Genomic DNA, 26,662 nt, shown 5'->3' with positions numbered 1-26,662 from the left:
TTTAATCCTTTCAAACTATTTGACGCAAAGCTATCACATATCTTTCGGATTATAGTATCACATTTATTTATAGGGAGATAGACAATTAAAATAACGCTTAATTCTTCCTGCTTTCCAAGACATTTAGAACGTCTGAAAAATTAAAATTCTTCGCTCTCAACAATATCAAGAAGTGAAAAAACAAGTCAGCAGATTCATTTAAGAACAATTCGTCATTGTCATCCTTTGATTCTATCACCACTTCAACAGCTTCTTCTCCCACTTTCTGCGCAATTTTATTGATCCCCTTTTTAAACAAGGAAGAAACGTATGAATTATCCGCTAAACTCTCTTGTCTATTTTGAATGGTTTTTTCTAAATATTGGATGGTATCCAAATCTACGTCTCCCCAGCAACTAGCTGTACCTTTGTGACAAGTTGGACCCTGAGGATTTACCGTGATAAGCAAGGCATCATTATCACAATCAAGTTTAATATCAACTAATTCAAGATAATTTCCTGAACTTTCACCTTTTACCCATATTCTTTCTTTGGACCTTGAGTAAAAAGTCACTCGATTTGTTGTTTTAGTCAACTCAAAAGCCTCTTGATTCATATACCCCAACATTAAGACGCTCTTGTTTTTAGCGTCCTGAATAATTGCAGGAATAAGTTGGTTGTTATCAAATTTCAAATTCATAATCTGATTGGAATTTCTTGTTTTTTTAATGATTCTTTTAATGCCGGAATTTCTATTTCACCAAAGTGAAAAACAGAAGCCGCCAAAGCTGCATCTACATTTGCCGATTTAAAAACATCAATAAAATGATCTATTTCCCCGGCTCCTCCTGAAGCAATAACAGGCACATTAACAGCTTGACAAAGCTTATTTAAGGGTTCAATAGCAAAGCCATTTTTAGTTCCATCACAATCCATTGAGGTATAGAGGATTTCACCGGCACCTCTACTCACCACCTCTTTTGTCCACGATAAAAGCTCTTTATCTGTTTCCACTTTTCCTCCTCCTATAAAAACTTTATATCCATCAGGAGTATTCTTAGCATCAGTAGCAACAACAATGCATTGATTACCGAATGTATCAGCTAATTCATTAATCAATTCGGGACGTTTAACAGCTGCCGAATTAATGGCTATTTTATCAGCCCCAGCCATTAAGATGGAAGATGCATCTTCAACTGATGTTACTCCACCACCAACGGTAAAAGGAATATTAATGCGTTGAGCGATTTTCTCTACCAAAGACACCAAAGTTTTCCTTTTTTCAAGAGTGGCAGAAATATCCAGAAACACTAATTCATCAGCCCCTAATTGAGCATACTTTGCAGCCAATTCTACAGGATCTCCGGCATCTATCAAATTAATGAAATTGACACCTTTCACAGTTCTTCCATCTTTAATATCTAAGCAAGGTATTATTCTCTTAGTCAACATATACAGACAATTCTTTTAATGTGATTTTATTCTCATAAATGGCTTTCCCCACTATTACCCCTTCAATTCCTATAGATTTCAGCACTTCTATATCCTTTAAGCACGAAACTCCACCTGATGCTACAAGATTAATTTCAGGAAACTTATCAAGTAAAATCCTGTACAGATCAACAGAAGGACCAGTTAGAGTACCATCTACAGCTACGTCTGTAGCCACAAAGTATTTAGCATTGTGAGCAGAATAAGCTTCAATAAATTCATCTATTTTACGATCAGCTACACTTTGCCAACCATTCACAGCAATCATTTTGTCTTTAACATCTGCACCAATAATTATTTTATCAGCCCCAAATTCTGCTATCCATTCATAAACCACCTCAGGCTCATAAAATGACAAAGAACCTACAGTTACTTGTTTTGCTCCAGATTCAAAAGCTATTTCAAGGTCATTTATAGATCTAATTCCCCCACCAAAATCAACAATTAAATTGGTGTTGCTGCAAATAGCTTCCAAGACCTTATCATTTACTATTTTCTTTGATTTTGCCCCGTCTAAATCTACCAGGTGTAAGTATTTCATCCCAACATCTTCAAATGACTTAGCGACATCAAGTGGACTTGAGCTGTAAATCTTCTTTTTGTTATAATCTCCTTGTGTCAATCTAACACATTGACCTTCTATTATATCTATGGCTGGTATAATTCGCATAATTCTATAAAGTTTTTAAGTACTTGCTCACCTTCAACTCCACTTTTTTCAGGGTGAAACTGGCAAGCGTAAAAATTATCTTTGCAAATAGAGGCTGAATAAGAATTCCCATAAGTGGCTGCCGCTATTTCAAAAGGGTTAGTTGGAACATAATAGCTGTGCACAAAATAGAAGAACGCTTCCTTGCTTAAATCCTTAAACAATTCATTTTCGGTAGCATTCAACTTATTCCATCCAATTTTGGGAACCTTCAAATTATCCTTAAATTTTTCAACCGATACGTCAAACACGCCTAAACCTTTCACGTCACCTTCAGCCGTGTTTTGACACAATAATTGCATTCCAAGACATATGCCCAACACTGGTTGTTTTAGACTTGGAATCAAAGCATCCAATCCCTTTTCCTGCAAAGCATTCATGGCAAATTGAGCGTGCCCAACACCTGGAAACACAACTCCATCAGCTTTTCTGATCATCTCAAAATCATCCGTTAACTCAACATCAACCCCCAGCCTTTCAAAGGCAAATTGCACCGATTTTACATTACCGGCTCCGTAATCAATAATCACCAACTTCATAACAATCCCTTTGATGATGGAAGAATCATCTTCTCTTTATCTTGTTTAACTGCCATCTTTATGGCTTTTGCAAAGGCTTTAAAGACTGCTTCAATTTTGTGATGCTCATTCTCCCCTTCAGCTTTCACATTGAGATTACACTGCGCCGCATCACAAAAGGATTTAAAGAAGTGATAAAACATCTCAGTTGGCACATCTCCAATCATTTCACGATTAAAAATCACATCCCATTCAATCCAAGAACGACCTCCAAAATCAATAGCTACCTGAGCTAAACAATCATCCATAGGGAGACAAAAGCCATATCTTTCTATTCCCATTTTTTTACCCAAGGTAGCCTTAAAAACGGTTCCCAAAGTAATTGCAGTATCCTCTATTGTATGGTGTTCGTCAATTTCCAAATCACCCTTGGCAAATATTTGAAGATCAACTAATCCGTGACGAGCAATTTGCTCTAACATGTGATCAAAAAAGTTTAAACCGGTTTTAATGTCAGATTTTCCTGTACCATTTAAGTTTAGTTCAACAGTAATATTGGTTTCAGAAGTACTTCTAGTCCAACTACTTTTGCGAGATTCTTGTAATAAAAACTGATAAATATCTTTCCAATCATCTGCCACTAAAACCTGCACATCATCCTTGTAATACTCTTCTTTTCTATCTCCTATTAAGATCCCCTTTGATCCTAAGTTTTCAGCCAGTCTCATATCTGTTTTTCTATCACCAATCACGTATGAATTGGCCAAATCATAATCTCCGCTCAAGTAACGCCCTAGCATGCCAGTGCTTGGTTTACGTCCGGGTCCCGGATCATCTTCATAGGTTCTGTCGATATACACCTCCGTAAAAATGATTCCTTCATTTTCAAAGGCCTCCATCATTTTATTTTGAACCGGCCAAAATGTATCTTCCGGAAAAGATGAAGTACCTAAACCATCCTGATTGGTAACCATGACCAATTCATAATCAAATTCATTTACAATCCTTGATAAATAGTTAAATACATAAGGGATGTAAGAGAGTTTTTCAAGTGCATCTACCTGAAAATTAACGGGTGGCTCATAAATCAATGTGCCATCTCTATCTATAAATAATACTTTTTTCATATCTGTCAAATACATTAATTAATGCTGTTATTTCGTCTTTGTTTCCAACGGTAATGCGCAAACAGTTATCACACAATGGCTGATTTGATCTGTTTCTTACTACCACACCATTCTCAATTAAATAATTATATATGAAATGAGCATCCTTGAATTTCACCAGGAAAAAGTTGGCTTCTGAAGGAAATACTTTAACAACCTCTGAACTACCTTGCAAAGCTTCAAGAAGCATCTCTTTTAATTCAAAAAATGATCTTTTATAGTTGGAAAAATCAATAGTTGCCAGATTTTTAATTGCTAATTTTTGAGAAGCTTCATTTACATTATAAGGTGGTTTAATTTTATTAAATACTGCAACCAATTCTTCACTACAATAAGCAATTCCCAGTCTCAAACCTGCCAAGCCATAAAACTTTGATAAAGTCTGTAATACAATTATTTGAGGATTCTCATCTAAAGTATTAATGTAAGACGGGTTGGTTGAAAAATCGATATAAGCTTCATCCATCACCACTATGCCATTAAATTCCCTCAATAAGCGCCCTACATCCTCAATATCTAAAACATTTCCACTTGGATTATTAGGTGTACAAAGGAATATCACTTTGGTGTTTTCATCAATAGCATTCATCATTGACGTTAAGTCCAACTGAAAATCCGAATTCAACAACACTTCCCTGTACTCAACATCATTCAACTCAGCACAAACCTTGTACATGCCATATGATGGCGACATACCAATCACATTGTCTTTACCGGGAATACAGAATGCTCTGAATACAAGATCTATCAGCTCATCAGAACCATTCCCCAAAACAATTTTATTGGCGCTCATCCCTTTAGCTTCAGCTATTTTAGCTTTCAACTCATTTTGATAAGGGTCAGGATATCTTGCAAATTCACCTGCAAATGGATTTTCGTTTGCATCCAATTGAATCATTGCTTTTCCAGCATACTCATCTCGCGCAGAAGAATACGCTTTCATCTTTAGAATATTGGGTCTTAATAAATCTGAGATATTCATACTTTTAGTTTTTTTAATCTGATTTCAACTGCATTCTTGTGGGCATCTAATCCTTCTGCATCTGCCATTACACTTATGGTATTACCAATATTTTTAATTCCTGAAGGAGATATTTTTTGAAATGTAATTTTCTTGATAAAAGCATCAATATTTACCCCACTATATGCTCTGGAGGCTCCATTTGTAGGCAAAGTATGATTGGTTCCAGAAGCATAATCACCCGCACTCTCAGGAGTATAAGCTCCCACAAACACAGAACCTGCATTTAAAACCAAAGGAATAATTGCATCATTCTTTTCTGTCATCAGAATTAAATGCTCAGGTGCATAATAATTGACTACCTCTACAACTTCTTCTAAAGTTTTAAGTACAATGATTTTGGAATTTTGCAAAGCTTTTTCGGCTATTCCTTTTCTTGAAAGCAAAAGCAATTGGTTGTTGACCTTTTCCAGTAATTGCTCAGCAAACTCAACCGTTTCAACTATTGCCACAACCTGACTATCTTCTCCGTGCTCAGCTTGTGACAATAAATCAGCAGCTGCAAATTCAGGATCTGCATTTTTGTCTGCAACAACCATTAATTCTGATGGTCCGGCAGGCATATCAATAGCTACTCCCATTTGCTGCGCTTTTACTTTAGCAGCAGTTACGTATTGGTTACCAGGACCAAAAATTTTATCTACAGACGGTATACTTTCTGTCCCTATTGTAAGAGCAGCTATAGCCTGAGAACCTCCTATTGAATAGATTTTATCTACTCCACAAATTTTGGCAGCATAAAGAATCTCAGCAGCAACTCCACCTATATTACTCGCTGGTGTACACAGCACAAGCTCTTTACAGCCCGCAAGTTTAGCAGGAATTGCAAGCATCAAAACTGTAGAGAACAATGGTGCAGTACCACCGGGAATATAAATTCCTACTTTTTCAATAGGTCTGAATTCTTGCCAGCACATTACACCCTTTGTGGTTTCCACTTGAATTTTAGAAGGAATTTGAGCAGAGTGAAATTTTTCAATATTAGATTTAGCTTGTTGAATGGCCGCTTTTACCTCTGCGCTAACCTTCGTTGCAGCCAATTCAATTTGCTTATTATCAATTAAAAAGTTCTGCGCTTTATATCCATCAAATTTCTCAACATATTTAGCAATTGCCGCATCTCCCTTTTCTTTGATTTCAGTGAATATTTCATTCATTAAATCATTCAAATCCTGCTGATTCAACTGAGGTCTTTTCAATTGCTGAAATACCTCTCCCTGATTTTTACCACTTATTATTTTCATTCTATAATCTTTTCAATTGGTGCTACTAATATTCCTTCTGCTCCGGCTTCTTTAAGCTGATCTATCACATTCCAAAAATCATCTTCATCAATAACAGAGTGCAAAGAACTCCAACCTTCTTCTGCCAATGGCAATACTGTTGGGCTTTTTAGAACCGGTAACAGGGCTGACACTTTTTGAATATTAGCATTTGGAACATTCATTAGAATGTATTTTGAAGTTTTAGCCCGTAGTACCGCACCAATTCTAAAATTTAATTGCTCTATCAAACTATTTACTTCCCTTGAAGGCTTTGGCTGCTTTACTAATACTGCCTGAGATTTCATTATCACAAACAATTCTTTTAAGCCATTATTAAATAAGGTATTACCTGTACTAACAATATCACAAATAGCATCAGACAATCCGATATTAGGAGCGATTTCTACTGATCCGGAAATTGCGTGCACCTCAGTATTAACACCATTACTTTTAAAGAACTTTTGAGTTGTATTTGGATAAGATGTTGCGATTTTTTTACCTTCGAAATCTTTGATATCAGTGAATTTTGAATTTTTAGGGACCGCTATAGAAACCCGACATTTTGAAAAATTCAAGGATCTCAATACATCTAATTCACTGTCGATTTCATACAAAAGATTTTCCCCTACAATTCCCAGATCAACCACACCATCTTCTATATATTGAGGAATATCGGAGTTTCTGAGGAAAAATATTTCAAGTGGAAAATTGTTCGCAGAAACTTTTAATTGATCCCTACCATTGTCAACAGAGATACCGCACTGTTTTAATAATGCCAAACTGTCGTCTTTTAACCTACCTGATTTTTGAATTGCGATTTTTAGTTTACTCATTTTGTTTTTAAAGTGTCTGAGTAAACCAAAGGATATGTAAACAAAAAACCCGTCCAATTCACTCAGACGGGTTTTTATAATATTCAGTTATTGACATATCATTTCCTCCTCGCCTGTATGCAAGTATGAAAATGGATATGATGCAATTGTTTTAACATATTCGAGGACAAATTTAAGTCAACTTTTATTTAATAAACAAATTTTTTACATAATAAAATCATAACTACTTGATTTATAGAACAAAAAAAACCGTCCCTCTTTAGGGACGGCCATCACTCACCTTAAGAAATGAATCACTTTATAGTGATCACCTATCAAAAGAACTTTAAACCAAAATATTATATACGATCATTATAATGTCTAGCAAACAAGTAAACAAAACTGTCCATAACAACAGTCTCATTGGCGCTACTGCTAAAATCATTGTTAATGATACCATAGTAGGAATTACTAAAATTAAAATCTCGATAGAGCTAGTCATTGAACCTAATCCAACTGCTACTCCACCTAAACAACCCACCAAAAGAAGTGCGATTGCATAAATACCATATCTGTTAAAATTATATTCACCTACAAGATTGTCCAACCATTTAATTCCAGAAAACTGTTCATTATCTCTAGTTTTAGCCGGGCTTGTCACTTGAATTTTTGCACTTGTGCTGTGAGCTACTCCTGAAGTTGTTGTTGTATGTGCCATAGTTTTAAGTTTTTTGTATAACCCAAAAGTATAGCAGATATGCTGCCCAAATGATGACACCCAACAACTTCAAACATGACTTTTGTCAGTTTTTGAAAATGATTTACTAAGCTAAAATTTATAGGTGCCAATTAGAACCGCACCGTTTTTGCCTGAGAAAGCAATTGAATATTCTTCCACATCAACCGAATAAAATTTATCAGAAAATAAAAGGTTCCATTTTTCACCTCTATTGACAGAGTAGTAAGTCCCCATCCTTCCGGTAACGACAATTAAATCATCATAAGCATCTATACATGAGATATAGCCGCCCAAACCTTTTGATCTATCTTTCCAATTTTCACCTCCATCATCTGTATAATAACATATTTGTTGATTGTCTTCGGGATGCAAATAACTACCACCAATAATCATCCCTTCCTGTTCTGACCAAAAATACATGCTATAAATTCCATAGCTTTCTCCAGATTTAATTGGCGTATTAATTGCTGTCCAATGTTCACCAAAATCTGAGGTCTTCAATAATCTTGACACATCTGAAACACCAGTTGATATATAGGCCACGCCATTAGGTAAACACCTCACTCCTGTTCCGCTTGCTGCAAAACCTGCTTCATTTTGTAAAGCCGAAGGGATATTTTCAGACGCTACTTGATCCCAGGTGTTACCTCCATTTTCTGTAGTTAATAGAAACATTTTTCCATTTACTGGATCCCCATAAGCAATCCCTCTGTTTTCATCCCAAAAATCAAAGCCATCTAAAAACACACTGTCTTTTTGATATACCACTTTCTTTTCATCTCCTTCAATTTTCCAGATCAACCCATGGTTTCCAGAATTTAATAAAAGTAAATTGCTTCCTATAAGATGTAAATCGCGAATATCTTCTGCATTCTCAACACTATCTGTTAAGATGATTTTATCTGAAACAATGAATGAATAAACGCCATCTTTGCCAGCAACGTAAGTTTCAAGTCCTGAATGACTCAAGGCTCTAGAATGCTTTCCAATAGCATGATTTTGTCTAAACTGTTCTTTAAAATGTAAAGGCTTACAAGAAATAAGCAGTAATAGAAAACTGAATTTAAAATAATGAGGTTTGAGAATCATCATCTTCATCCGAATCTTTTATAGGATTATTTTTCTTCGGCTTTTTGGTTTCTTTTTCCTCTTCAAGATCCCATTCTATTTCAATAGGGCTTTCAGAATCCTCATCTTCTGTATCATCATCAGATATACTAGATTGCGTATCCTCATCTGAATCATCAAAATCTTCACCATCTTCCATTCCATCTTCTAATTGATCTTCTTCTTCAACCTCTACTTCCGGCCACGGCTCATCTCCTTTGATTGGGCCTTCAAGCAAGATTTCTTTAATCTTAAGCTTTGTCAACTGATTACCTTGAGCCTTCATCCCTTTGATATCAATGAATTCATCAAGATTAATTAGCTCATCTTCTTTATCTCTGGTTTCTTTAAGGCGTTTATTATACACCACTCTTGCAACCGGTTTATAGGCTGTCGAAACCACATCTAAAGTAGATCCCTCAAATTCAGCAATAAATGAAGTTTTCTTATCAGATTTCACTTCAACCAGGAATCTTTTCACAAAATGCAGATCTTTTTCTGCATCATAATAAATTGCAGAGATAGGTCTTTCTGGATGCCATTTTTCAATGTGCACTAAATTATCACTAAATCTATTTGACAAATCAAAATTGGTGACTCTCAACTCTCCGGTATCATAGATAGTTAAAAGTTTATCATCACCTTTGAATCTTCCCAAAAACTCACCTCTTCCATCAACATTAAGTCTTTTAACAACATCATCCCACCATATTTTTCTGGCAGCCAATGTAGATTCACCAACTTCTTTTTGAATTACTTTAGAAACAATTTCTTTTGTAACCCTGTTACCTGCAGCACTTCTACCTTTAATGATAAGTTCACCAAAATCAATATCATACTTCACTCTTTTTAAGTGAGGTCTTGGTCTTAATTGAACCTGAACAACTTCTCTTTCTCCGTTTGGATGATATGAGAAATAATACACTTTAGAACCTTTCGTTCCTCTTGTTAAGTCGTATTCTTTGTCTCTTGTGATAGATTTTACGGCAAAACGCTTCATCATTGTCGGACCACCTTCACCACCATCTCTGTAAATCAAGTGATAAATGGTACGTTCATCTCCTTTTTTCCAAACAGTACAATGGATAATACCTTTACCAACAAATTTTTTGTCAGCAATTTTGGTCACCATCATCTTACCTGTTTTGAAGAAGATTATCACATCATCCAGGTCACTACATTCCTTTACAAACTCGGCTTTTTTAAGTCCCCAACCAACAAAGCCTTCTTCCCTATCTACATAGAGCTTTTTGTTAGCGACAACTACTTTTTGAACTGCAATATTATCAAAGTGACGAATTTCTGTTTTACGTTCTTTTCCTTCACCAAATTTCTTTTTAAGATCCTTGAAATAGTCAATTGCAAATTCAATAAGGTTATCAAGGTGAAAAGCAATTTGTTTCAATTCTTCCTCAAGAGATTCAATAAACGTGTCTGCTTTATCTGAATCATGCTTGGTGATTCTACGCATTTTAATCTCTAACAACCTCTTTACATCATCATCTGTAACTTCACGTTTAAGATGTTTGACATGCGGCTTCAATAACTCATGCGTAACCTCTATAGCTTCTTCATAAGTTTTACCGTCAAACTCGATATAAATCTTTTGCTCAATAAATATCTTTTCTAAAGAAGCAAAATGCCATTGTTCTTCCAGCTCTCCTCTTCTGATTTCCAATTCTAATTTCAACAACTCAACAGTTTGGTTTGTTGAAATTTTTAAGATTTCATTCACAGACAAGAACATTGGCTTGTTTTCGTGAATTACAGAAGTATTTGGAGATATAGACATTTCACAATTAGTGAATGCATATAAGGCGTCTATCGTTTTATCCGGTGAAACACCTGTACCAAGATGAATCATAATTTCGACTTCAGCAGCCGTATTATCTTCAATTTTCTTGATTTTGATTTTCCCTTTTTCATTGGCTTTAATCACAGACTCAATCAATGAGCCGGTAGTTGAACCAAAAGGAACTTCAGTAATTATAAGTGTTTTAGTGTCTACTTTCTCTATTCTTGCACGAACTCTTATTTTTCCTCCTCGTTCACCCTCATTATAATTAGAGAAATCTGCCAAACCACCTTGAGGAAAATCAGGTAGGATGTTAGTTTTCTTCCCTCTTAACACATCAATAGACGCATCAATCAATTCAATAAAGTTGTGAGGCATTACCTTACAAGCCATCCCCACAGCAATACCTTCAGCACCTTGCGCTAATAATAAAGGGAATTTAACCGGAAGATGAACCGGTTCTTTATTTCTACCATCATAAGACGGCAACCACTCTGTAGTTTTAGCATTAAAAACAACATGTGAAGCAAATTTAGAAAGCCTTGCTTCAATATATCTTGGTGCAGCAGCAGAATCACCTGTTAATATATTACCCCAGTTACCTTGTGTATCTATCAAAAGGTCTTTTTGTCCCATTTGAACCATGGCCTCACCAATTGACGCATCTCCATGTGGATGATACTTCATGGTGTTACCAATAACATTAGCTACTTTATTGTAACGACCATCATCCATTTCTTTCATGGAATGCATGATACGTCTTTGCACAGGTTTAAACCCATCCAATAAAGCAGGTACAGCTCTTTCAAGAATTACATATGAAGCATAATCAAGGAACCAGTCCTTGTACATTCCTGATAACGGAATGATATTATCATCATTCTCATTATTATTTTCACCTTGTGGTAAATTCTCTTCTTCTTCGTTATGTGGTTCGTTCTCCTCTGACATAATAGATCAACAAACAAAAATAGCAAGGAGGACAAATAATTAGACTAAAGAAAGACAAGAGTTATCAACAGAATGTATTTACTATTAACCTCTACTGAACTTTAAACCACTTAAGAAAACTGCAATTATCACAAAGAATAAAATAATTGCCAAATTGATAAGAGTTTTAAAAGAAACACCTGAACTCGGTGGCAATGAAACTGACTGTTGCACAGCAACCCTATCTTCTAGCTTTACCATCACAGAATCCGTAAATTCTTCATAAGCTTTCTGATATTTCTGATATTTTTCTGTATTTCCTTTTGCCTTATAGACGTTAGCTAGCATTTTATAATTATCACCTCTTTCTTTATTCAGATCATATAATTCTGCAATTTCTAACCCTTTTAAAGCATGCTTCTCAGCTAATTCCATCTGACCATCTTCAATTAAGACACCTGCTATCTCGGAATGTGTATACGACACCCATCTAAACTCTTGCAATCTTTCAAATCTCTTAATTGCAGTTCTATACAACTTTATTGACCTCTTGAAATCTCCTTTTAAATAATAAAGATGAGCGATAACTGTATAAGCGGCATTTGAGGTACCCATATAATTGTTAGCATCTTCAATTGACTCTACCTTCTCATAACACTCAATTGCCTTAGCATTATCACCAGACTCTTCATAAATACTTCCGGCATATGCATTTAATTCAGAAACAACTTCTTGATCTCCAATTCTCTCAGCTACTTCTATTGCTTTTTCATTAAAATGCAATGCTGACGAATGATTTCCAACACTAGAATACAGATTAGAATAACCTCTATATACTGATAAATAATCTTCATCATTACCGATTTCTTCAGCCAACTTCAAAGCATGATCATAGAAAGATATTGACTTAGTATAATCCAGATAATAAGCTAAATACATGTGAGCCATATTCAATGTAGCTCTTAACTCACCTTCTTTATATCCTATTTTAACAGCTAGGTCTAGCGCCAAATCAGTATAAGTAGAAGCGATAGTATAATCAGTCACCCTCATGTACTCATCAGCCAAACTCAAATAAACATCAACTGTTTGACTAGAATCTTTTTCTAACGTAAGGATTGTTATAAGAGAGTCCAATCTTAAAGAGTCAACTGTTTGCGCTTTTGCACTGCCTTGAAATTGAAACAATGCTAAGAACACTAAAGACAAATATAAATTACTGATTCTAAACAATCTATTTAGTTTAATTTGGGCAAATTTAAATAATATCGAGCCGTATAATTCAGAATTCATTCATTATTCGACATAGTTGTTTTTCGCATAGACTAAATCGATTGTTTTAAGCACAAAAAAAACCTTCTCATCTCTGAGAAGGCTGCCATTTGATGCGATCATTAAATGATGAGATTAATTGGCGATTAATCTTATATAATTGCTGAAACAATCATACCAAAAAACAGCCTGTTGATTTAAATGAATATAAAATGAATTAAAGTGTACGTAAAGAGAACTGATCGTTACTTTACAATTTGAATCCAACCCCTCACCACACCTAAATTCTGTGCTTCTGCGACAAAATAATAGGTACCTACTGGAGATGGACGATCGCTATATGTGCCGTCCCAAAAAACAGATTCGTTATCATAATTCTCTGTTTCAAACAACACATTTCCCCAACGATTAAATATTTTAACTGTATTAGGAACAGAGGCGCTTAAAAAATCTAGCACCAAAAAATCATTTACTCCATCAAAGTTGGGGGAAAAAGTATAATTTCCAGCCGGTTGATTATTCATTGTTGTATCCGTTTCACAAGCGGGATCCAGATTCACAAAGACCGTATCGAAAACGGTGCAATAAGCTTGAATAATCTTTACATCATAATATTCATCAGATGTAGGATAAACGGTTTGAATAGGATTGCTATAATCAGACCCGCCTACATTTGAACTCCAGGTATAATCAATTCCTCCATCAGCTTCTAAAGTAATGGTGTCTCCAACACAAAAATAAGTTGAACCAGTAACTGTAGTTGGATCCGGCTCCATCACCACTATTGTTCCAAAAATGGCATTATTTGATTGATTATTTTGTTCGGTAGAAAAAATGATCACAGACTGATCTCCGGGATTATTTAATGTTGCTAATTGTGTAGAAAAAGTTATCACATCACCTGAATCAACTGTTCCTACCCAATTTATGGTATCACCAAATAAAGAGTTACCACCTGCCAAGACTGTGAATCCGGGATTAAATGACGGACCACCACCAACATTAGTAAATGTGAAAACCAAATTAAAAGGCTCTCCAACACAAACAGTATCGGGACTTAAAATTGAAATACCAGCAATATCTTCAACTCCTGCTGGCGAACGCCATATCTCTTCATTAGTTCCACAGATATAAGCGATCACATCTGTTCTTGGATCACATGCAAAAAAGCTAGTAGATGAAACAGATGTTGGAGCCGGAGTCCATGTAACTCCTCCGTCTGTTGAATAATGCACATTGTTATTTTGACCTACAGCTAATCCATTGGTTGCATTATAAAACTCAATATCATACAAACTAGAGCCTGCTAATGAAATAGATGGAAATGACCAACTTACACCACCGTCCATAGTAGAAAAAACAGCACCATTATCTCCTACACAAATAAAGTGATCTGGAGAAAATGTGTGAATTGAATTATAATGATAAGATGAATAGATACCTGGTCCGGACATAGCTATCCATGTGTTCCCACCGTCTGAAGTATAACCCAAACCACCCGCAACTCCACAAAAATAACCATGATCAGCATCTGAAAATGAAAGATCTGTAATTGAACCAGTAGACGCTATCGTCACAGAAGACCATGAACCACCATTATCATCTGAAATTAGTATCTCATTAACTCTCGGCACAAACAATCTTGTTCCGTACTTTTTAATAGCATATGCTACATCACCAGCTTGACCGGAATATGAATTTATCCAGGTCACTCCACCGTCACTCGTTTTATATATATAGGAATTATCATCAACAATAAAACCATTGTTAGCATCAGAAAAATAAATGCCTGTTATTAAATTGGTAGTAGGAGAAAATATTTGAGTCCATCCTGCATTACCACCTGAAAGTGTTTTAAAGAGATATCCACCTTGTCCACCACAATACCCTTCAAAGTGATTTACAAAATAAACAGCATGCATATCATACGAACCAGAATGTTGCTGTCCCCAGGTATATTGGGCAGAGGCACCTTTACTTAAAAGTATTACAACTAGTACTAAAAAGGTTTTTTTTATAGATTGAATCAAGGTCATCATAGTGATTTACACTCTGAAAATGAATTTATTACTAAATCTTCTTCTTCTACATAGACGCCAATTTCAACACAATAGTTTGTTTCACCCTGCGGAACAACAGCAACACTTCCATCATAATCCCCTTGCGTATTGATATTTACAGAAGTATAAATATAATTCCCTCCATTGACCTTTACAGCCAAATCAATAAATGTAGGTTTCAATTTAGGTGCATTCTCAGCCGGAATAGTGAAATCCAATTTCACGAATTGATCATTGTTTGAATTGGTAAATGTATAAACATCATCATAAACAAACCATTGACCTCCAGCATAATCCGGATCCATAATATTGGTATTAGCCGTTTCAACCTCCTCAATCTTTTTAAGGCAAGAACTTGACAAGAATATCAACGATATGGCAATTATGAAATGTTTCATTTAGATTTTGAAGGAAAGTGAAAAAGCTGTAGGACCAACATTTAGTGAAAACCTATCTTTAAAAGGACTTTCTGGGTTAAACGTAGGCTCTGTATAGTTCTTTTTAAATTTCTTATAAGTAATAATTGTAGTTACTGTACCCGCCAACGTCAATCCTAAACCAGTGTAAAATGAGAAGCGTAAAGCATTGTACTTTCTATTTAAATCTTCAATATTTTGCCTATATGTTACTGCTTCATAATAAGTTGGCGCATTAAAGTAGTCTTTAATATTTGAATAAACTTGTTGCTTGGTATCATACGCTTTCATCATTAAAAATGCAGAAGTTACACCAACAGCAAGTGTGGCAGAACCTGGAACTGTAAGCGACTTGTGAAATTTCATTCGGTAATCTTTATACTCAGATTCGAACTGCTTTCTGTTAGAAGTTACTTCCATTTCAACATATTGCTTGGTCACTTCACCAGCTTTTACGTCAAATTCAACCTCTTTTACTGAATAACCAGGAGACCAAACTTTGGCTCTATGATGCCCAACAGGTAAGGTACATTTGTAGATTTTTAGATACATTGTATCATTTACAACAATCTCAAAATACCCATTATCAACATCTACCAGAAAATTCACTTCTCCTTGCTCTTGAGCTTTCAATTCCAAAGTGAAAAAGCCGGTAACAAATAATAATATTAAAACATGTAACTTAATAATATTCAATTATTTAAATAAATTTATTTAAACCATTAATCTAACTCCTCTACCGATTCTTCTACCCTTAGGTTGTCTATGATAAAATCCTGTCTGGTTGGCGTGTTTTTACCCATGTAGAAACTTAACACATCATCAATTTTAGCATCCTGCCCAATTAATACAGGATCTAAACGAATATCTTCTCCAATAAAATTCTTGAATTCATCCGGCGAAATCTCTCCCAACCCTTTAAATCTGGTAATTTCAGGATTTTTCCCTAATTCATCTAGCGCCTTTAATCTTTCTTCTTCAGTATAGCAATATCTAGTTTCTTTTTTGTTTCTAACTCTAAACAAAGGTGTTTGCAGTATGTAAACGTGACCATCTCTTACTAATTCAGGAAAAAACTGTAAAAAGAAAGTCAACAGTAATAGTCTGATGTGCATACCATCTACATCCGCATCTGTAGCAATTATCACTTTATTATATCTCAACCCCTCAATTCCATCTTCAATGTTTAAAGCCGCCTGAAGCAAGTTAAACTCTTCGTTTTCATAAACTACTTTTTTAGTCAAACCGTAAGAATTTAGAGGTTTCCCCCTTAAACTAAAGACTGCTTGCGTGTTTACATTTCTTGATTTTGTAATAGATCCACTTGCAGAATCACCTTCTGTAATAAAAATACTAGACTCCTTGTATCTATCATCTTTATTATCGTTGTAATGCACTCTACAATCTCTTAACTTCTTATTGTGCAAACTTGCCTTCTTCGCTCTCTCTCTGGCCAATTTTCTAATTCCGGACAATTCTTTACGCTCTTTCTCAGATTGCTTGATCTTTCTTTCCATGATCTCCGCAGTCTTTGGATTTTTATGTAGATAATTGTCCAGTTTTGTTTTTAAGAAATCTCCTATAAAGGCTCTCATTGAAGTTCCTCCTGGTTCAATTTCTTGTGACCCTAATTTTGTTTTAGTTTGAGACTCAAAAACAGGCTCTATAACTTTCACTGAAACTGCTGCAACCATTGACTGACGAATATCCACAGCATCATAGTTTTTTCCAAAAAACTCCTTAATCACTTTGGCAACAGCACCTCTAAATTCACTTAGATGCGTTCCTCCTTGTGTTGTGTGCTGTCCATTAACGAATGAATAATAATTTTCACCGTAACTTCTTACGTGCGTAATGGCTACTTCTATATCTTCTCCCTCTAGATGGATGATAGGATACAAAGGATCACTCTCCATATTGTCTTCTAATAGATCTTGTAATCCATTTTCTGACATGTACTTTTCACCATTAAAATAAATGGCCAATCCCCTGTTTAAGTAACAATAATTCCAGAAAAGTTTTTGTAAGTACTGAACCCTGAATTTGTAATTTTTGAAAATGGTTTCATCCGGTTTAAACTCAATGTAAGTACCATTTCTCTCATCTGTTTTATCAACTTTTTCATCCTCAACCAGTTCACCATCTTTAAAAGAAGCTCTTTTTCGCTCTCCATCCCTGTATGATTCAACTAAAAAATGAGTTGACAATGCGTTAACTGCCTTAGTACCTACCCCATTTAATCCAACCGACTTTTTAAAAGCCTTTGAATCGTATTTTCCCCCAGTATTTATTTTGGAAACACAATCAATTACTTTACCCAATGGAATTCCACGTCCGAAATCCCTAATACTGACCACTCCATCTTTGATTTTGACATTGATACGTTTTCCGTTACCCATGACAAACTCATCTATTGAATTGTCCATCACCTCTTTCACTAAAACGTAAATCCCATCATCTGCTGCTCCTCCATCACCTAGCTTTCCGATATACATACCCGGTCTTAACCTGATATGCTCCTTCCAATCAAGTGACCGGATGTTATCTTCTGTATAGTTGGTTTGATTGTTTTCTGCCATCTTCTCAAATTTCAATATGCCTTCAAAATACTATGAAGGCTGCCATATCAACAAAAATAATAGAGATATCAAGACCTTAAACGCAGAAAACCAAAAGAATATTAACAATTTATCAATCATATTGTGGACTCTTTTAAAATATTGTAGAAAACATTGCGTTTTGTTTTGCAGCTGAATTGATACATTTACAGCCTGATTTGAGAAAACTACTTTCCATACTGTTCATTTGCCTTAACGCAACCATCTTTGCCCAAAAAATCAAGGTAAAAGGTAATATTGTTGATACTGAAGGAAACGGGATAGAAAGAGTAAAAATCAAAGTAGACGGAATCCAGGGTTCTCAAGCACTTACAAATGCATTAGGTGACTTTACACTAGAACTGCCTCCAAACGACACTTACATTATAAGAGCAAGATTTGCCGGAACAGAGAATTTATTGACAGAAGTTACTGTAGATTCTGTTGATATTCATCTTGGTAAGTTCATCTTAGATGACAATGTATTAACCAAAGTAACCGTAGTTGGTGGACCAACTGGTGATTTCATTGATAAATTACCTCATGTTGACTTGTTTAGAATTACCAGTGTCCAGGGTAATGCCGAAGATTACATCAAAATGGTAGGATTGGGAGTTTCATCCAACAATGAACTCACAGCTAATTACAACGTTCGTGGAGGAAATTATGATGAAAACCTTATTTATGTCAATGGAATTCAGATTTACAGACCATTTTTGGTTCGTTCAGGACAGCAAGAAGGTTTAAGTTTTATCAATTCAGCATTTGTTGAAAACATCTCCTTTTCTGCAGGTGGTTTTGATGCCTATTACGGAGATAAACTTTCTTCTGTTTTAGATATAAAGTACAGAGAACCGTTGAATTTTGGAGGAAGTGCACAAGCAAGTTTAATGGGCGGTCAGGCTCATATTGAGGGCGTTTCTAAAAACAAAAGATTCAATTATATAACCGGAGCCAGATACAGGGCAAACAGTTATATTTTAAGTGCTTTACCAACTCAGGGGGATTACAACCCAACATTCTTTGATTATCAAGTTCTTACCAATTATTACTTGAATTATAACAGTCCTGACAGTTATACAAAGTTGATATTACTTGGTCATTACTCAAATAACAATTATCGTTTTGTCCCTACTACCAGACTCACCAATTGGGGAACAGTGAATGAAGCATATCAATTGAGAGTATTTTATGAAGGACAAGAAGAAACCAAATTCCAGACGTTTACAGCTGCCACAGGTGTTGAATGGCGTAAAAACAAAAACTTGAAAACAGATTTTATCGCTTCTGTTTTCCATTCAATTGAAAGTGAGCACTTTGATATTTTAGGACAGTACTGGATCAATCAATTAGAAACAGATCCTTCTAAAGAAGAATTTGGTGATTCTACAAGCAACGTTGGTGTTGGAGGATTTTTAGATCACGGAAGAAACGACCTGAATGTGTGGATTGGTAATGTCTACATGAATTCAAAGTACACCACCAAACGCAAATCTCTTAAGCTAATTAATGGTGAAATCATGACAACTTTTGGGGAAATGCGTTGGGGAGCTAAAGCGCAATATGAATTGTTCAATGATGTTTTAAGTGAATGGCACATGATAGATTCTGCAGGATACTCATTGCCTATTGGAAACCCTGATGAAATAGAATTACAAGAGGTAATTAAACAAGACAATAGAGTTGAAACTTATCGTTTTACGGCGCATTATCAGTTTACTCAAAACTGGGTTCGATTCAAATCAAAACCACTCTCACTTAAAAAGAAGATCAAAAATGATTCTACTAAGTACTTTATCTATAAAACAGATACATTAGCTGATAGCCCCGCTAAATTCTCAATGACCCTGGGAACAAGAGGAGGATTCAGAACTTACAATGAAGAATATTGGATCACTCCTAGATTGAGCATGACCTATACCCCTAGATCTTACATTTTAAATGAGGATTCAACGGTTACAAGACGTAACATGAAGTTTAGATTTGCAAGTGGACTTTACTATCAACCACCATTGTACAGGACAATGAGAGGTATTTTGGGAACTATAAATCCTGATGTGGTATCTCAAAAATCATTTCACAATGTTTTAGGAATGGATGTGTATTTCAAAATGTGGAACCGTCCATTTAAGTTTGTTACCGAAGCTTATTACAAATACATGTGGGATGTTGTTCCTTATGAAATTGACAATGTCAGAATCAGGTATTACGGTGAAAATAGTGCAGTTGCTTATGCATATGGTTTAGATGCAAAAATTCACGGCGAATTCATTAAAGGAGTTGAGTCATTTTTCAGGGTTGGTTTTCTTAAAACGGCTGAAGACATTAAGAATGACGACTATTATATCTATCTGAATTCTGATGGAGATACTATTATTCAGGGATATACTTTTAACAGCATAGCTACAGATTCCATTTTACAATCTCCGGGTTATATTCCAAGACCAACGGATCAAACATTCACATTCTCTTTGTTTTTCCAGGACCACATGCCAAGAGTACCGGACTTTAAAGTGTCTGTAAACCTTCTGTTTGGAACACCACTTCCTTATGGTCCTCCTACCTATGAGCGATACAAAGACGTATTGAGAACTGACAGTTATTTTAGAGTTGATCTTGGATTTATGTATGACTTTATTAATCCGCAGAACAAGGACAAAGTGAAGGATAAAAAATTCTTTAACAAACTTGATCAGCTAACGGTTAGTTTGGATGCCTTTAATTTGTTAGGGATAAACAATGTAATTTCCTATCAATGGTTACAAGATGTTAGTGCAAGATATTATGCCATTCCTAACCACCTCACCGGACGTAGGCTAAACTTACGACTAATCGTTAAGTGGTAATAATTCTGTAGGAAAATTCTGATAAGTAACCGGTCTTAACCATCTTTTTATTGAATACACACCAACAGCCGTAAACCTTGAGTCTGAAGAAGCAGGATAAGGTCCGCCATGTGTCATTGCAGCAGTTACTTCTACCCCTGTTGGAACTCCATTAAAAATAACCCTACCTACTCTATCTTCTAGAACACTGACCAGTTCTTTGTATTTATCATATTCATTTTTCTGCAAGATCAAAGTTCCTGTTAACTGACCTTCAAGATTTTGAATAAGTTCAATCAACTCGCTTTTATCTTTAGCTCGAACAACAATTGAATAGGGTCCAAAAACCTCATGCCTTAATGTTGGATTCTTAATAAACTCTTCTGCCTTAACTGTAGCAATTGTCTGACAAGCATAATTAGCCGGAACTTTCCCTTCAGCTGTCAGTTGGATTACTTCAGATTGTTTTAAGGCCTGTTCTCTTAGATTATTATAAGATTTTTGAATGGATGGATTCAACATAACTGAAGCATTCTCATCTGCAACAGTACTTGCCAGTTTCTTGGCAAACCGCATTAATTCTTCCGAATCAATCCCAATGATTAAACCTGGGTTAGTACAAAACTGACCTGTACCCGAAAGCACTGACTTTGTAATAATCTCTATCCATTTATCTGACTCGTAACTAATGCTATCCGGTGAAATAAACACAGGATTTATGCTTCCCATTTCTGCAAAAACAGGAATTGGTTCTGCTCTTTTGGCAGCTAAATCCATCAAAGCCCTTCCTCCTCTTATACTACCAGTAAATCCAACTGCTTTGATTCCCGGATGATTCAGAAGCATTTGCCCTACTTCTATTCCACTGCTTTGTAAATTAGAAAAAACTCCTTCAGGCATTCCTGTTTCTTTCGCTGCTTTAATTATCATATCTGCAACCAAACTCCCTGTGCCCGCGTGCATTGGGTGTCCCTTAACAATTACCGGACATCCAGAGGCTAAAGCGCTGGCCGTATCACCTCCTGCAGTAGAATAAGCAAACGGAAAATTACTGGCGCCAAAAACCACAACCGGCCCTAAAGGTTTATATGTTTTTAATAAAGATGGTTTTGGATTCGGTGATCTTTCGGGAATCGCTTCTTCAAATATTGTTTCTCGCCAATTGTCAGATTCAATGAAATCTACAAACATCCTTAGTTGATTGCATGTTCTTTGTCTTTCAATTTTAGCTCTTGAAGTTGGTAAACCAGATTCTTTAGAATATACGGTCAAAAGCTCATCACCCAGATTTTCAATGTTCTCCGCGATTTTTCGTAAAAACGTTGCTCTTTTTGAATCAGCAATATTTTTAAACAGTGAAAAAGCTTTTTTAGCAAGAGATACAGCTTCATTTATTTCACTTTCAATTGCTTCATGAAAGATCCATTCATTATCAGCATTGCTTTCAGGATCAAAAGTTTTGAAAGTTTTATCTCCTGAGGCCTTTAATTGAAATCCTATATGATTTTTACCGTGAATTTGCATTAAAACTCAAAGCTCTCACCTTCCAAAGAAGGAGTTAATTTTTTAAACTTATCTCTTATTACCCCCTGAACATTCATTTCCAAATCGGCACGTACATTTTCAATATCTCTACCCGAAGAAGTTTGAACGTTTTGATCATTTTGAGAACTCACAGTGAATCCACCCAATAATTTTGCTTTCTCTACATCAAAAACCAAAACATCTCCCTCAACTAATCCTGAGTTAAACTGACTTGCACCGGCCATACTTGGTTCGTGTATAGTTTTCATTCTATTGATTAACAAATACTTGGTGTCCAAAAACTGCAAAATAGCATTTGTACAGCTTCCACTTTCATTATCTATTTTTTGATAACTGTAATTCTCTGTAACAGGATAATCATGAGGTTCTTTGTGCTCACTTAAATCAATACCAAACAATTTAGCCATATCTGCATGCTCTCTTCTTCTTGTTCCGTCAAAAGGAATATCTAAAGGCTCACTTAAATCTTTAAAACTTTCCATCCCTATTTGATAGCAATTTTGACAATCCCCATAATCCATGCAAGCATCATCTTCTTCATAATGGATTTCATCAGAATGCATAGGAGGTGTAGTTTTTGCAATTTCATAACAGGCATAAAACTGATCAAATTTCTTGATGGCGTCTTCTTTTCTCGAATCAACTAAGTTTTGCGGTGATTGTGAGCAAGAAAACATTAAAAAAGCAGCAAATGCAGGTATTAGTGAGTTTTTCATTGTTAGATTTTATTATTTCAATCAAAATTAATAAAACTTCAAAGAGTTATGATTTTTTCTGATATTTAAACAAAATGAAACTGACCCTATTCATTATATCAATTTTTATGTGTGTTTGTGGAAACACTCAATCACAAAAAGCATTATTAAATAAAGCATATAAAACCGAATCTGATTCACTTCTTAATAAGTTCTTCAATAATTGGCATAACGAATATGATGCTCATCCAGACTCTTTATTTGAAACCAAAGACAGTTTAAAAAGAAGCGCACACCAAATTTTCAAAATGCTCTATGACCCAACTCATTTGGATAAAATTGGATATAAAGGCCATGATAAAAACATGTATGACTCAGTTGAGTATTTAATTATTCAAAATTACATTAACTTATATACAACAGATATCATCTATTTTAATGAAGTACAAGCTGAGAAATATATGGTTGACAGAATTAACAGCACTGTTAAATCTGAAAAAGCAAGAGCTTTGTATTTAGAAAAAAAAGACGGGAAATTTGCCCCTAGAACGATTGAAAGGTTCCATCCAAATAACGGATTTTATATTTATATCAGAGAAATTGAGAAAACACCACTGTTAAAGATTGAAAACTTTAGACCTACCTTAAATATTGAAAATAAAAAATGCGTATACCTTACCTCTAAGTACAGTAAAATATTGACAAATTTTATGGGTTCCACTTATAAACGTTCAACTGCAGATACAGAAGGAAGAGACTTAAAAAAGTATGCCGATACAAAAGAGGGCTTTCTAGAACGAAAAGTTCACATTATTGGTCATCATTGGGATAAAAATTGGCATTTAGAATCTTTTCCAAAGATATACTCCATTACATTTGATAAAGAATTTCAATATGCAAGAGCGGATTTTAGAATTGAATATGGAGGCGGGTCTGCCATCTTGAAAAGGAAAGGAAATTCTTGGGAAATGATAGGCGCTCACAATACATGGTCAGAGTAATATTAAGCAAATCTAATTCCTAAAAATCTATTGAAGTTTACAACATAATTATTACATTGTTTTAGCATCTCTTAGGTGTACTATCAATTGAAAAAACTACTGGTCATATTATTACTGCTTCCCTACATCAGTTTTAGTCAACTAACTGAAGAAGAGAGCGCAATTGTTGATTCACTTCAAGATGTAATTCAAAACGCAGAACACGATTCAATTATCATTAAAGCCTGGAATGACTGGGACCAGTTGATTTATTATTTTGATGTTGAATTAGATCTAGAACTTAATCTTAAGATGGATAGCTTATCTGCTTTAAATCTGGAAACAAAGCTTGTTGAAAATGAAGAGACCTTTTACCTTAAAGTTCGTGCTGCCGCTAGCAATAATCTAGGAAGCATTTACTATTATTTAAGTGATTTTGATAAAGCAATTGAATACTATCTGGCAAGTATAGCTTTTGAAGAAAAACTAGGAAATGAATTAGGTGTTTCGCGAACGTACAACAATATTGGTGCAGTTTATTCAGACATGGGAGATTATGACAAATCACTTGAGTATTATGAAAAAAGCGTGGACATTAAGCTGAAACATGGTGATCAGGAAGGTTTATCGCAGTCTTATAATAACATAGGGATACTCTATTCTAACAAAGGGGATTACTCTAAATGCATTGAATATTACACCAGAAGCTTAAAGATTGATGAGCAATTAGAAGATAAGCATGGAATGACAGCATCATATAACAACATTGGACTTGTGTATGTTGATCAAGGTGAAAATGACATAGCCCTTGAGTATTTCAAAAAAAGTTTGAGTTTAGCTAAAGAGAACAAAGACAAAAGACAAATAGCAACTGCATATAATAGTATTGGTAAAGTTTATAATGCTACAGGAGAAAATAAAACTGCTATAGAATATTATGAAAAATGCATTGAAATAGCTGAGGAAGTTGAAGATGGCGAGATCATAGCCATCACACTGAATAACATAGGAAGTGCTTATGAAGAAATGGGTGAAAACGAAAAGGCAATTGAGTATTTTCAAAATGCATTGGAAATGCACGAAGAAATTGGCTTTCAGCAAGGGATTTCAAATTCGCTAAACGGTTTAGGAAGAGCTTATTTAAAACTAGGTAAATATTCACAAGGTTTGGCATATGGTAAAAAATCCTTGCAAATTGCTCAAGAGATAGGTGCTACAATTGAAGTAAATGAAGCAGCCAAAACACTGTGGAAAATCAACAAGTCTTTAGGAAAATATAGTGAAAGTCTAAGAATGTATGAACTGTACATTGAAACCAGAGACAGTATTGAAAGCATTGAACATCAACAAGAAATTATTCGACAAGAGTATAAATATGCCTATGAAAAACAAACAGCTGCGGACAGTGTAGCTTATGCCAAAGAAAAAGAAATTGCCACCATCCAAATGGAAAAGCAAGAAGCTGAAATAAAAGTGAAACGCAATCAACAGTACGTTTTAATTGGTGGATTATTGATGATAGCCTTATTCGCCGGATTTGTATATCAAAGATTTAAAGTTACCAGTAAGCAAAAAGTAATTATCGAGCATGCACATCAGGAATTAGAAGAGAAAAATCAAGAAATAATTGACTCAATCACTTACGCAAAGCGCATTCAATCTGCAATTTTACCACCTCAAAAACTGGTTAAAGAATATCTACAAGATTCATTTATACTTTATAGTCCTAAGGACATTGTAGCCGGGGATTTTTATTGGCTTGAAACTAAAGATGACCACATAATTTTTGCTGCTGCAGATTGCACTGGACACGGCGTTCCGGGAGCTATGGTAAGTGTTGTTTGTAATAATGGTTTAAATAGATCAGTAAGAGAACATGGTTTAACGGATCCAGGTGAGATCTTAGATAAAACAAGGGAAATTGTCATTCAAGAATTTGAAAAATCTGAAGAAGAAGTAAAAGACGGAATGGACATTGCACTTGTTTCACTTACACTCAATAAAAAGAATGATATAGAGAATGAGAATGACAGTAGGAATGAAGTAAACACTCATACTCATTCTCTATATCATTCTATATCTCCATCTCATTCTCAACCTCATACTCATTCTGCTACTCCTTCTCATTCTCATTCTGCTTCTCATTCTATTCTAAAGTATGCGGGTGCCCACAACCCTTTATGGATCATTAGAAATGGTGCTCAGGATGTGGAAGAAATTAAGGCAGACAAACAGCCTATTGGAAAATTTGGAAATGCTGAACCTTTCACTACACATACCACCACCTTAAACTCAGGAGACACTATTTACATTTTTTCAGATGGGTTTGCTGATCAATTTGGCGGTGACAAAGGCAAAAAGTTCAAAGCCAAAAATTTCAAAACACTTTTGCTCTCTATTCAAAGTGAAAGTATGGACAAACAAAGAGTGTTAATTCATGAAGCCTTTGAAGAATGGAAAGGTAGTTTAGAGCAGCTAGATGATGTTTGCGTAATAGGTGTGAGAATATAATTCGAACATCTATTTAAGCAGTTTATCCTGACCGCGTGTCGCAAAAGCTTTAGCGGTGGCGCAGCCTGTCGAAGGGTAATAGGTGTGAGGGTTTAAAAATCTTTTTCAATTTGAAAAAACAAATTCAATTTGAAAACCATTTAACATAGTTTAAAAATCTACCAAAAATATCTAAAGCACTGAATTTCATTTGTTTAAACTTCTTTTATCAAGAATTTAAAAAAGGAAT

The 26,662-nt window shown here is 35.1% G+C and carries 21 protein-coding genes; 3 read left to right on the top strand and 18 right to left on the bottom strand.

What is annotated here, in order from left to right; genetic code table 11:
* Nucleotides 1-97: 97 nt before the first annotated feature.
* The 16 genes from hisIE to K6119_RS01955 all read right to left on the bottom strand — a co-directional run bounded on the left by hisIE (nucleotide 98) and on the right by K6119_RS01955 (nucleotide 17,859).
* Nucleotides 98-679 carry a bifunctional phosphoribosyl-AMP cyclohydrolase/phosphoribosyl-ATP diphosphatase HisIE gene (gene hisIE, locus K6119_RS02030; protein ID WP_221834077.1) on the bottom strand — a complete coding sequence of 194 codons (582 nt, stop codon included), beginning with the start codon at nucleotides 677-679 and terminating at the stop codon, nucleotides 98-100.
* Nucleotides 676-1,431, bottom strand: a complete 756-nt coding sequence (gene hisF / locus K6119_RS02025) for an imidazole glycerol phosphate synthase subunit HisF (RefSeq protein ID WP_221834080.1) — start codon at nucleotides 1,429-1,431, stop codon at nucleotides 676-678. The genes hisIE and hisF overlap by 4 nt, the downstream gene beginning before the upstream one ends.
* Nucleotides 1,421-2,140, bottom strand: a complete 720-nt coding sequence (gene hisA, locus K6119_RS02020) for a 1-(5-phosphoribosyl)-5-[(5-phosphoribosylamino)methylideneamino]imidazole-4-carboxamide isomerase (RefSeq protein ID WP_221834082.1) — start codon at nucleotides 2,138-2,140, stop codon at nucleotides 1,421-1,423. The genes hisF and hisA overlap by 11 nt, the downstream gene beginning before the upstream one ends.
* On the bottom strand, nucleotides 2,119-2,718 hold the full coding sequence (hisH, locus tag K6119_RS02015; protein WP_221834084.1) for an imidazole glycerol phosphate synthase subunit HisH: 600 nt from the start codon (nucleotides 2,716-2,718) through the stop codon (nucleotides 2,119-2,121). The genes hisA and hisH overlap by 22 nt, the downstream gene beginning before the upstream one ends.
* The gene (gene hisB / locus K6119_RS02010) at nucleotides 2,715-3,824 is read right to left on the bottom strand and encodes a bifunctional histidinol-phosphatase/imidazoleglycerol-phosphate dehydratase HisB (RefSeq protein WP_221834086.1); all 1,110 of its coding nucleotides are present in this window, start codon (nucleotides 3,822-3,824) and stop codon (nucleotides 2,715-2,717) included. The genes hisH and hisB overlap by 4 nt, the downstream gene beginning before the upstream one ends.
* Nucleotides 3,799-4,845 carry a histidinol-phosphate transaminase gene (gene hisC / locus K6119_RS02005; protein WP_221834088.1) on the bottom strand — a complete coding sequence of 349 codons (1,047 nt, stop codon included), beginning with the start codon at nucleotides 4,843-4,845 and terminating at the stop codon, nucleotides 3,799-3,801. The genes hisB and hisC overlap by 26 nt, the downstream gene beginning before the upstream one ends.
* A complete protein-coding gene (hisD, locus tag K6119_RS02000; RefSeq protein ID WP_221834090.1) occupies nucleotides 4,842-6,128 on the bottom strand; it encodes a histidinol dehydrogenase in 1,287 nt (428 codons plus the stop codon). Before hisD ends, hisC begins: the two co-directional genes overlap by 4 nt.
* The gene (gene hisG / locus K6119_RS01995) at nucleotides 6,125-6,982 is read right to left on the bottom strand and encodes an ATP phosphoribosyltransferase (RefSeq protein ID WP_221834092.1); all 858 of its coding nucleotides are present in this window, start codon (nucleotides 6,980-6,982) and stop codon (nucleotides 6,125-6,127) included. The genes hisD and hisG overlap by 4 nt, the downstream gene beginning before the upstream one ends.
* 325 nt (nucleotides 6,983-7,307) lie before the next feature.
* Entirely contained in the window at nucleotides 7,308-7,679 is a 372-nt protein-coding gene (locus K6119_RS01990; RefSeq protein WP_221834094.1) for a hypothetical protein, read from the bottom strand.
* A gap of 111 nt (nucleotides 7,680-7,790) precedes the next feature.
* Entirely contained in the window at nucleotides 7,791-8,798 is a 1,008-nt protein-coding gene (locus K6119_RS01985) for a WD40/YVTN/BNR-like repeat-containing protein (RefSeq protein WP_221834096.1), read from the bottom strand.
* Nucleotides 8,764-11,553, bottom strand: coding sequence for a DNA gyrase/topoisomerase IV subunit A (locus K6119_RS01980; RefSeq protein WP_221834098.1), 2,790 nt, complete (start codon nucleotides 11,551-11,553; stop codon nucleotides 8,764-8,766). Before K6119_RS01980 ends, K6119_RS01985 begins: the two co-directional genes overlap by 35 nt.
* 84 nt (nucleotides 11,554-11,637) lie before the next feature.
* Nucleotides 11,638-12,765, bottom strand: a complete 1,128-nt coding sequence (locus K6119_RS01975; protein WP_221834100.1) for a tetratricopeptide repeat protein — start codon at nucleotides 12,763-12,765, stop codon at nucleotides 11,638-11,640.
* Nucleotides 12,766-13,049: 284 nt separating this feature from the next.
* The gene (locus K6119_RS01970; RefSeq protein WP_221834101.1) at nucleotides 13,050-14,843 is read right to left on the bottom strand and encodes a YCF48-related protein; all 1,794 of its coding nucleotides are present in this window, start codon (nucleotides 14,841-14,843) and stop codon (nucleotides 13,050-13,052) included.
* Complete coding sequence (locus tag K6119_RS01965) at nucleotides 14,840-15,262, bottom strand: hypothetical protein (RefSeq protein ID WP_221834103.1); 423 nt, start codon at nucleotides 15,260-15,262, stop codon at nucleotides 14,840-14,842. Before K6119_RS01965 ends, K6119_RS01970 begins: the two co-directional genes overlap by 4 nt.
* Nucleotides 15,263-15,976, bottom strand: a complete 714-nt coding sequence (locus K6119_RS01960) for a hypothetical protein (RefSeq protein WP_221834105.1) — start codon at nucleotides 15,974-15,976, stop codon at nucleotides 15,263-15,265. It lies immediately after the preceding gene.
* 26 nt (nucleotides 15,977-16,002) lie between these two features.
* Nucleotides 16,003-17,859, bottom strand: coding sequence for a DNA topoisomerase IV subunit B (locus K6119_RS01955; protein ID WP_221834107.1), 1,857 nt, complete (start codon nucleotides 17,857-17,859; stop codon nucleotides 16,003-16,005).
* Nucleotides 17,860-18,056: 197 nt separating this feature from the next.
* Between K6119_RS01955 and K6119_RS01950 the strand changes: the two genes are divergently transcribed.
* Nucleotides 18,057-20,723 carry a TonB-dependent receptor gene (locus K6119_RS01950; RefSeq protein WP_221834108.1) on the top strand — a complete coding sequence of 889 codons (2,667 nt, stop codon included), beginning with the start codon at nucleotides 18,057-18,059 and terminating at the stop codon, nucleotides 20,721-20,723.
* On the opposite strand, the gene K6119_RS01945 is transcribed toward K6119_RS01950, so the two are convergent.
* Both K6119_RS01945 and K6119_RS01940 read right to left on the bottom strand, forming a co-directional pair.
* Nucleotides 20,706-22,226, bottom strand: coding sequence for an aldehyde dehydrogenase (NADP(+)) (locus tag K6119_RS01945; RefSeq protein WP_221834110.1), 1,521 nt, complete (start codon nucleotides 22,224-22,226; stop codon nucleotides 20,706-20,708). The genes K6119_RS01950 and K6119_RS01945 overlap by 18 nt on opposite strands.
* Nucleotides 22,226-22,963, bottom strand: coding sequence for a hypothetical protein (locus K6119_RS01940; RefSeq protein ID WP_221834112.1), 738 nt, complete (start codon nucleotides 22,961-22,963; stop codon nucleotides 22,226-22,228). The genes K6119_RS01945 and K6119_RS01940 overlap by 1 nt, the downstream gene beginning before the upstream one ends.
* 74 nt (nucleotides 22,964-23,037) lie before the next feature.
* On the opposite strand from K6119_RS01940, the gene K6119_RS01935 reads away from it, so the two are divergent.
* Together K6119_RS01935 and K6119_RS01930 are read left to right on the top strand one after the other, a co-directional pair.
* Nucleotides 23,038-23,943, top strand: a complete 906-nt coding sequence (locus K6119_RS01935) for a hypothetical protein (protein ID WP_221834114.1) — start codon at nucleotides 23,038-23,040, stop codon at nucleotides 23,941-23,943.
* 87 nt (nucleotides 23,944-24,030) lie between these two features.
* Complete coding sequence (locus tag K6119_RS01930; RefSeq protein ID WP_221834115.1) at nucleotides 24,031-26,433, top strand: tetratricopeptide repeat protein; 2,403 nt, start codon at nucleotides 24,031-24,033, stop codon at nucleotides 26,431-26,433.
* Nucleotides 26,434-26,662: the final 229 nt, after the last annotated feature.

Origin of the sequence: Paracrocinitomix mangrovi (genome assembly GCF_019740355.2) — a bacterium.
GTDB classification, from domain to species: domain Bacteria; phylum Bacteroidota; class Bacteroidia; order Flavobacteriales_D; family Crocinitomicaceae; genus Paracrocinitomix; species Paracrocinitomix mangrovi.
Note: the sequence above shows the minus strand (reverse complement) of the source record. Positions and strands in the feature narration are given on the sequence as shown.

What these genes read in the sequence shown, in the direction of transcription:
- hisC (WP_221834088.1), bottom strand. Translation starts at nt 4,845, where the DNA reads ATGAATATCTCAGATTTATTAAGACCCAATATTCTAAAGATGAAAGCG.
- K6119_RS01970 (WP_221834101.1), bottom strand. Translation starts at nt 14,843, where the DNA reads ATGATGACCTTGATTCAATCTATAAAAAAAACCTTTTTAGTACTAGTT.
- K6119_RS01935 (WP_221834114.1), top strand. Translation starts at nt 23,038, where the DNA reads ATGAAACTGACCCTATTCATTATATCAATTTTTATGTGTGTTTGTGGA.
- hisB (WP_221834086.1), bottom strand. Translation starts at nt 3,824, where the DNA reads ATGAAAAAAGTATTATTTATAGATAGAGATGGCACATTGATTTATGAG.
- K6119_RS01940 (WP_221834112.1), bottom strand. Translation starts at nt 22,963, where the DNA reads ATGAAAAACTCACTAATACCTGCATTTGCTGCTTTTTTAATGTTTTCT.
- K6119_RS01990 (WP_221834094.1), bottom strand. Translation starts at nt 7,679, where the DNA reads ATGGCACATACAACAACAACTTCAGGAGTAGCTCACAGCACAAGTGCA.
- K6119_RS01955 (WP_221834107.1), bottom strand. Translation starts at nt 17,859, where the DNA reads ATGGCAGAAAACAATCAAACCAACTATACAGAAGATAACATCCGGTCA.
- K6119_RS01945 (WP_221834110.1), bottom strand. Translation starts at nt 22,226, where the DNA reads ATGCAAATTCACGGTAAAAATCATATAGGATTTCAATTAAAGGCCTCA.
- hisIE (WP_221834077.1), bottom strand. Translation starts at nt 679, where the DNA reads ATGAATTTGAAATTTGATAACAACCAACTTATTCCTGCAATTATTCAG.
- hisG (WP_221834092.1), bottom strand. Translation starts at nt 6,982, where the DNA reads ATGAGTAAACTAAAAATCGCAATTCAAAAATCAGGTAGGTTAAAAGAC.
- K6119_RS01985 (WP_221834096.1), bottom strand. Translation starts at nt 8,798, where the DNA reads ATGAAGATGATGATTCTCAAACCTCATTATTTTAAATTCAGTTTTCTA.
- hisH (WP_221834084.1), bottom strand. Translation starts at nt 2,718, where the DNA reads ATGAAGTTGGTGATTATTGATTACGGAGCCGGTAATGTAAAATCGGTG.
- K6119_RS01980 (WP_221834098.1), bottom strand. Translation starts at nt 11,553, where the DNA reads ATGTCAGAGGAGAACGAACCACATAACGAAGAAGAAGAGAATTTACCA.
- hisF (WP_221834080.1), bottom strand. Translation starts at nt 1,431, where the DNA reads ATGTTGACTAAGAGAATAATACCTTGCTTAGATATTAAAGATGGAAGA.
- hisA (WP_221834082.1), bottom strand. Translation starts at nt 2,140, where the DNA reads ATGCGAATTATACCAGCCATAGATATAATAGAAGGTCAATGTGTTAGA.
- K6119_RS01965 (WP_221834103.1), bottom strand. Translation starts at nt 15,262, where the DNA reads ATGAAACATTTCATAATTGCCATATCGTTGATATTCTTGTCAAGTTCT.
- hisD (WP_221834090.1), bottom strand. Translation starts at nt 6,128, where the DNA reads ATGAAAATAATAAGTGGTAAAAATCAGGGAGAGGTATTTCAGCAATTG.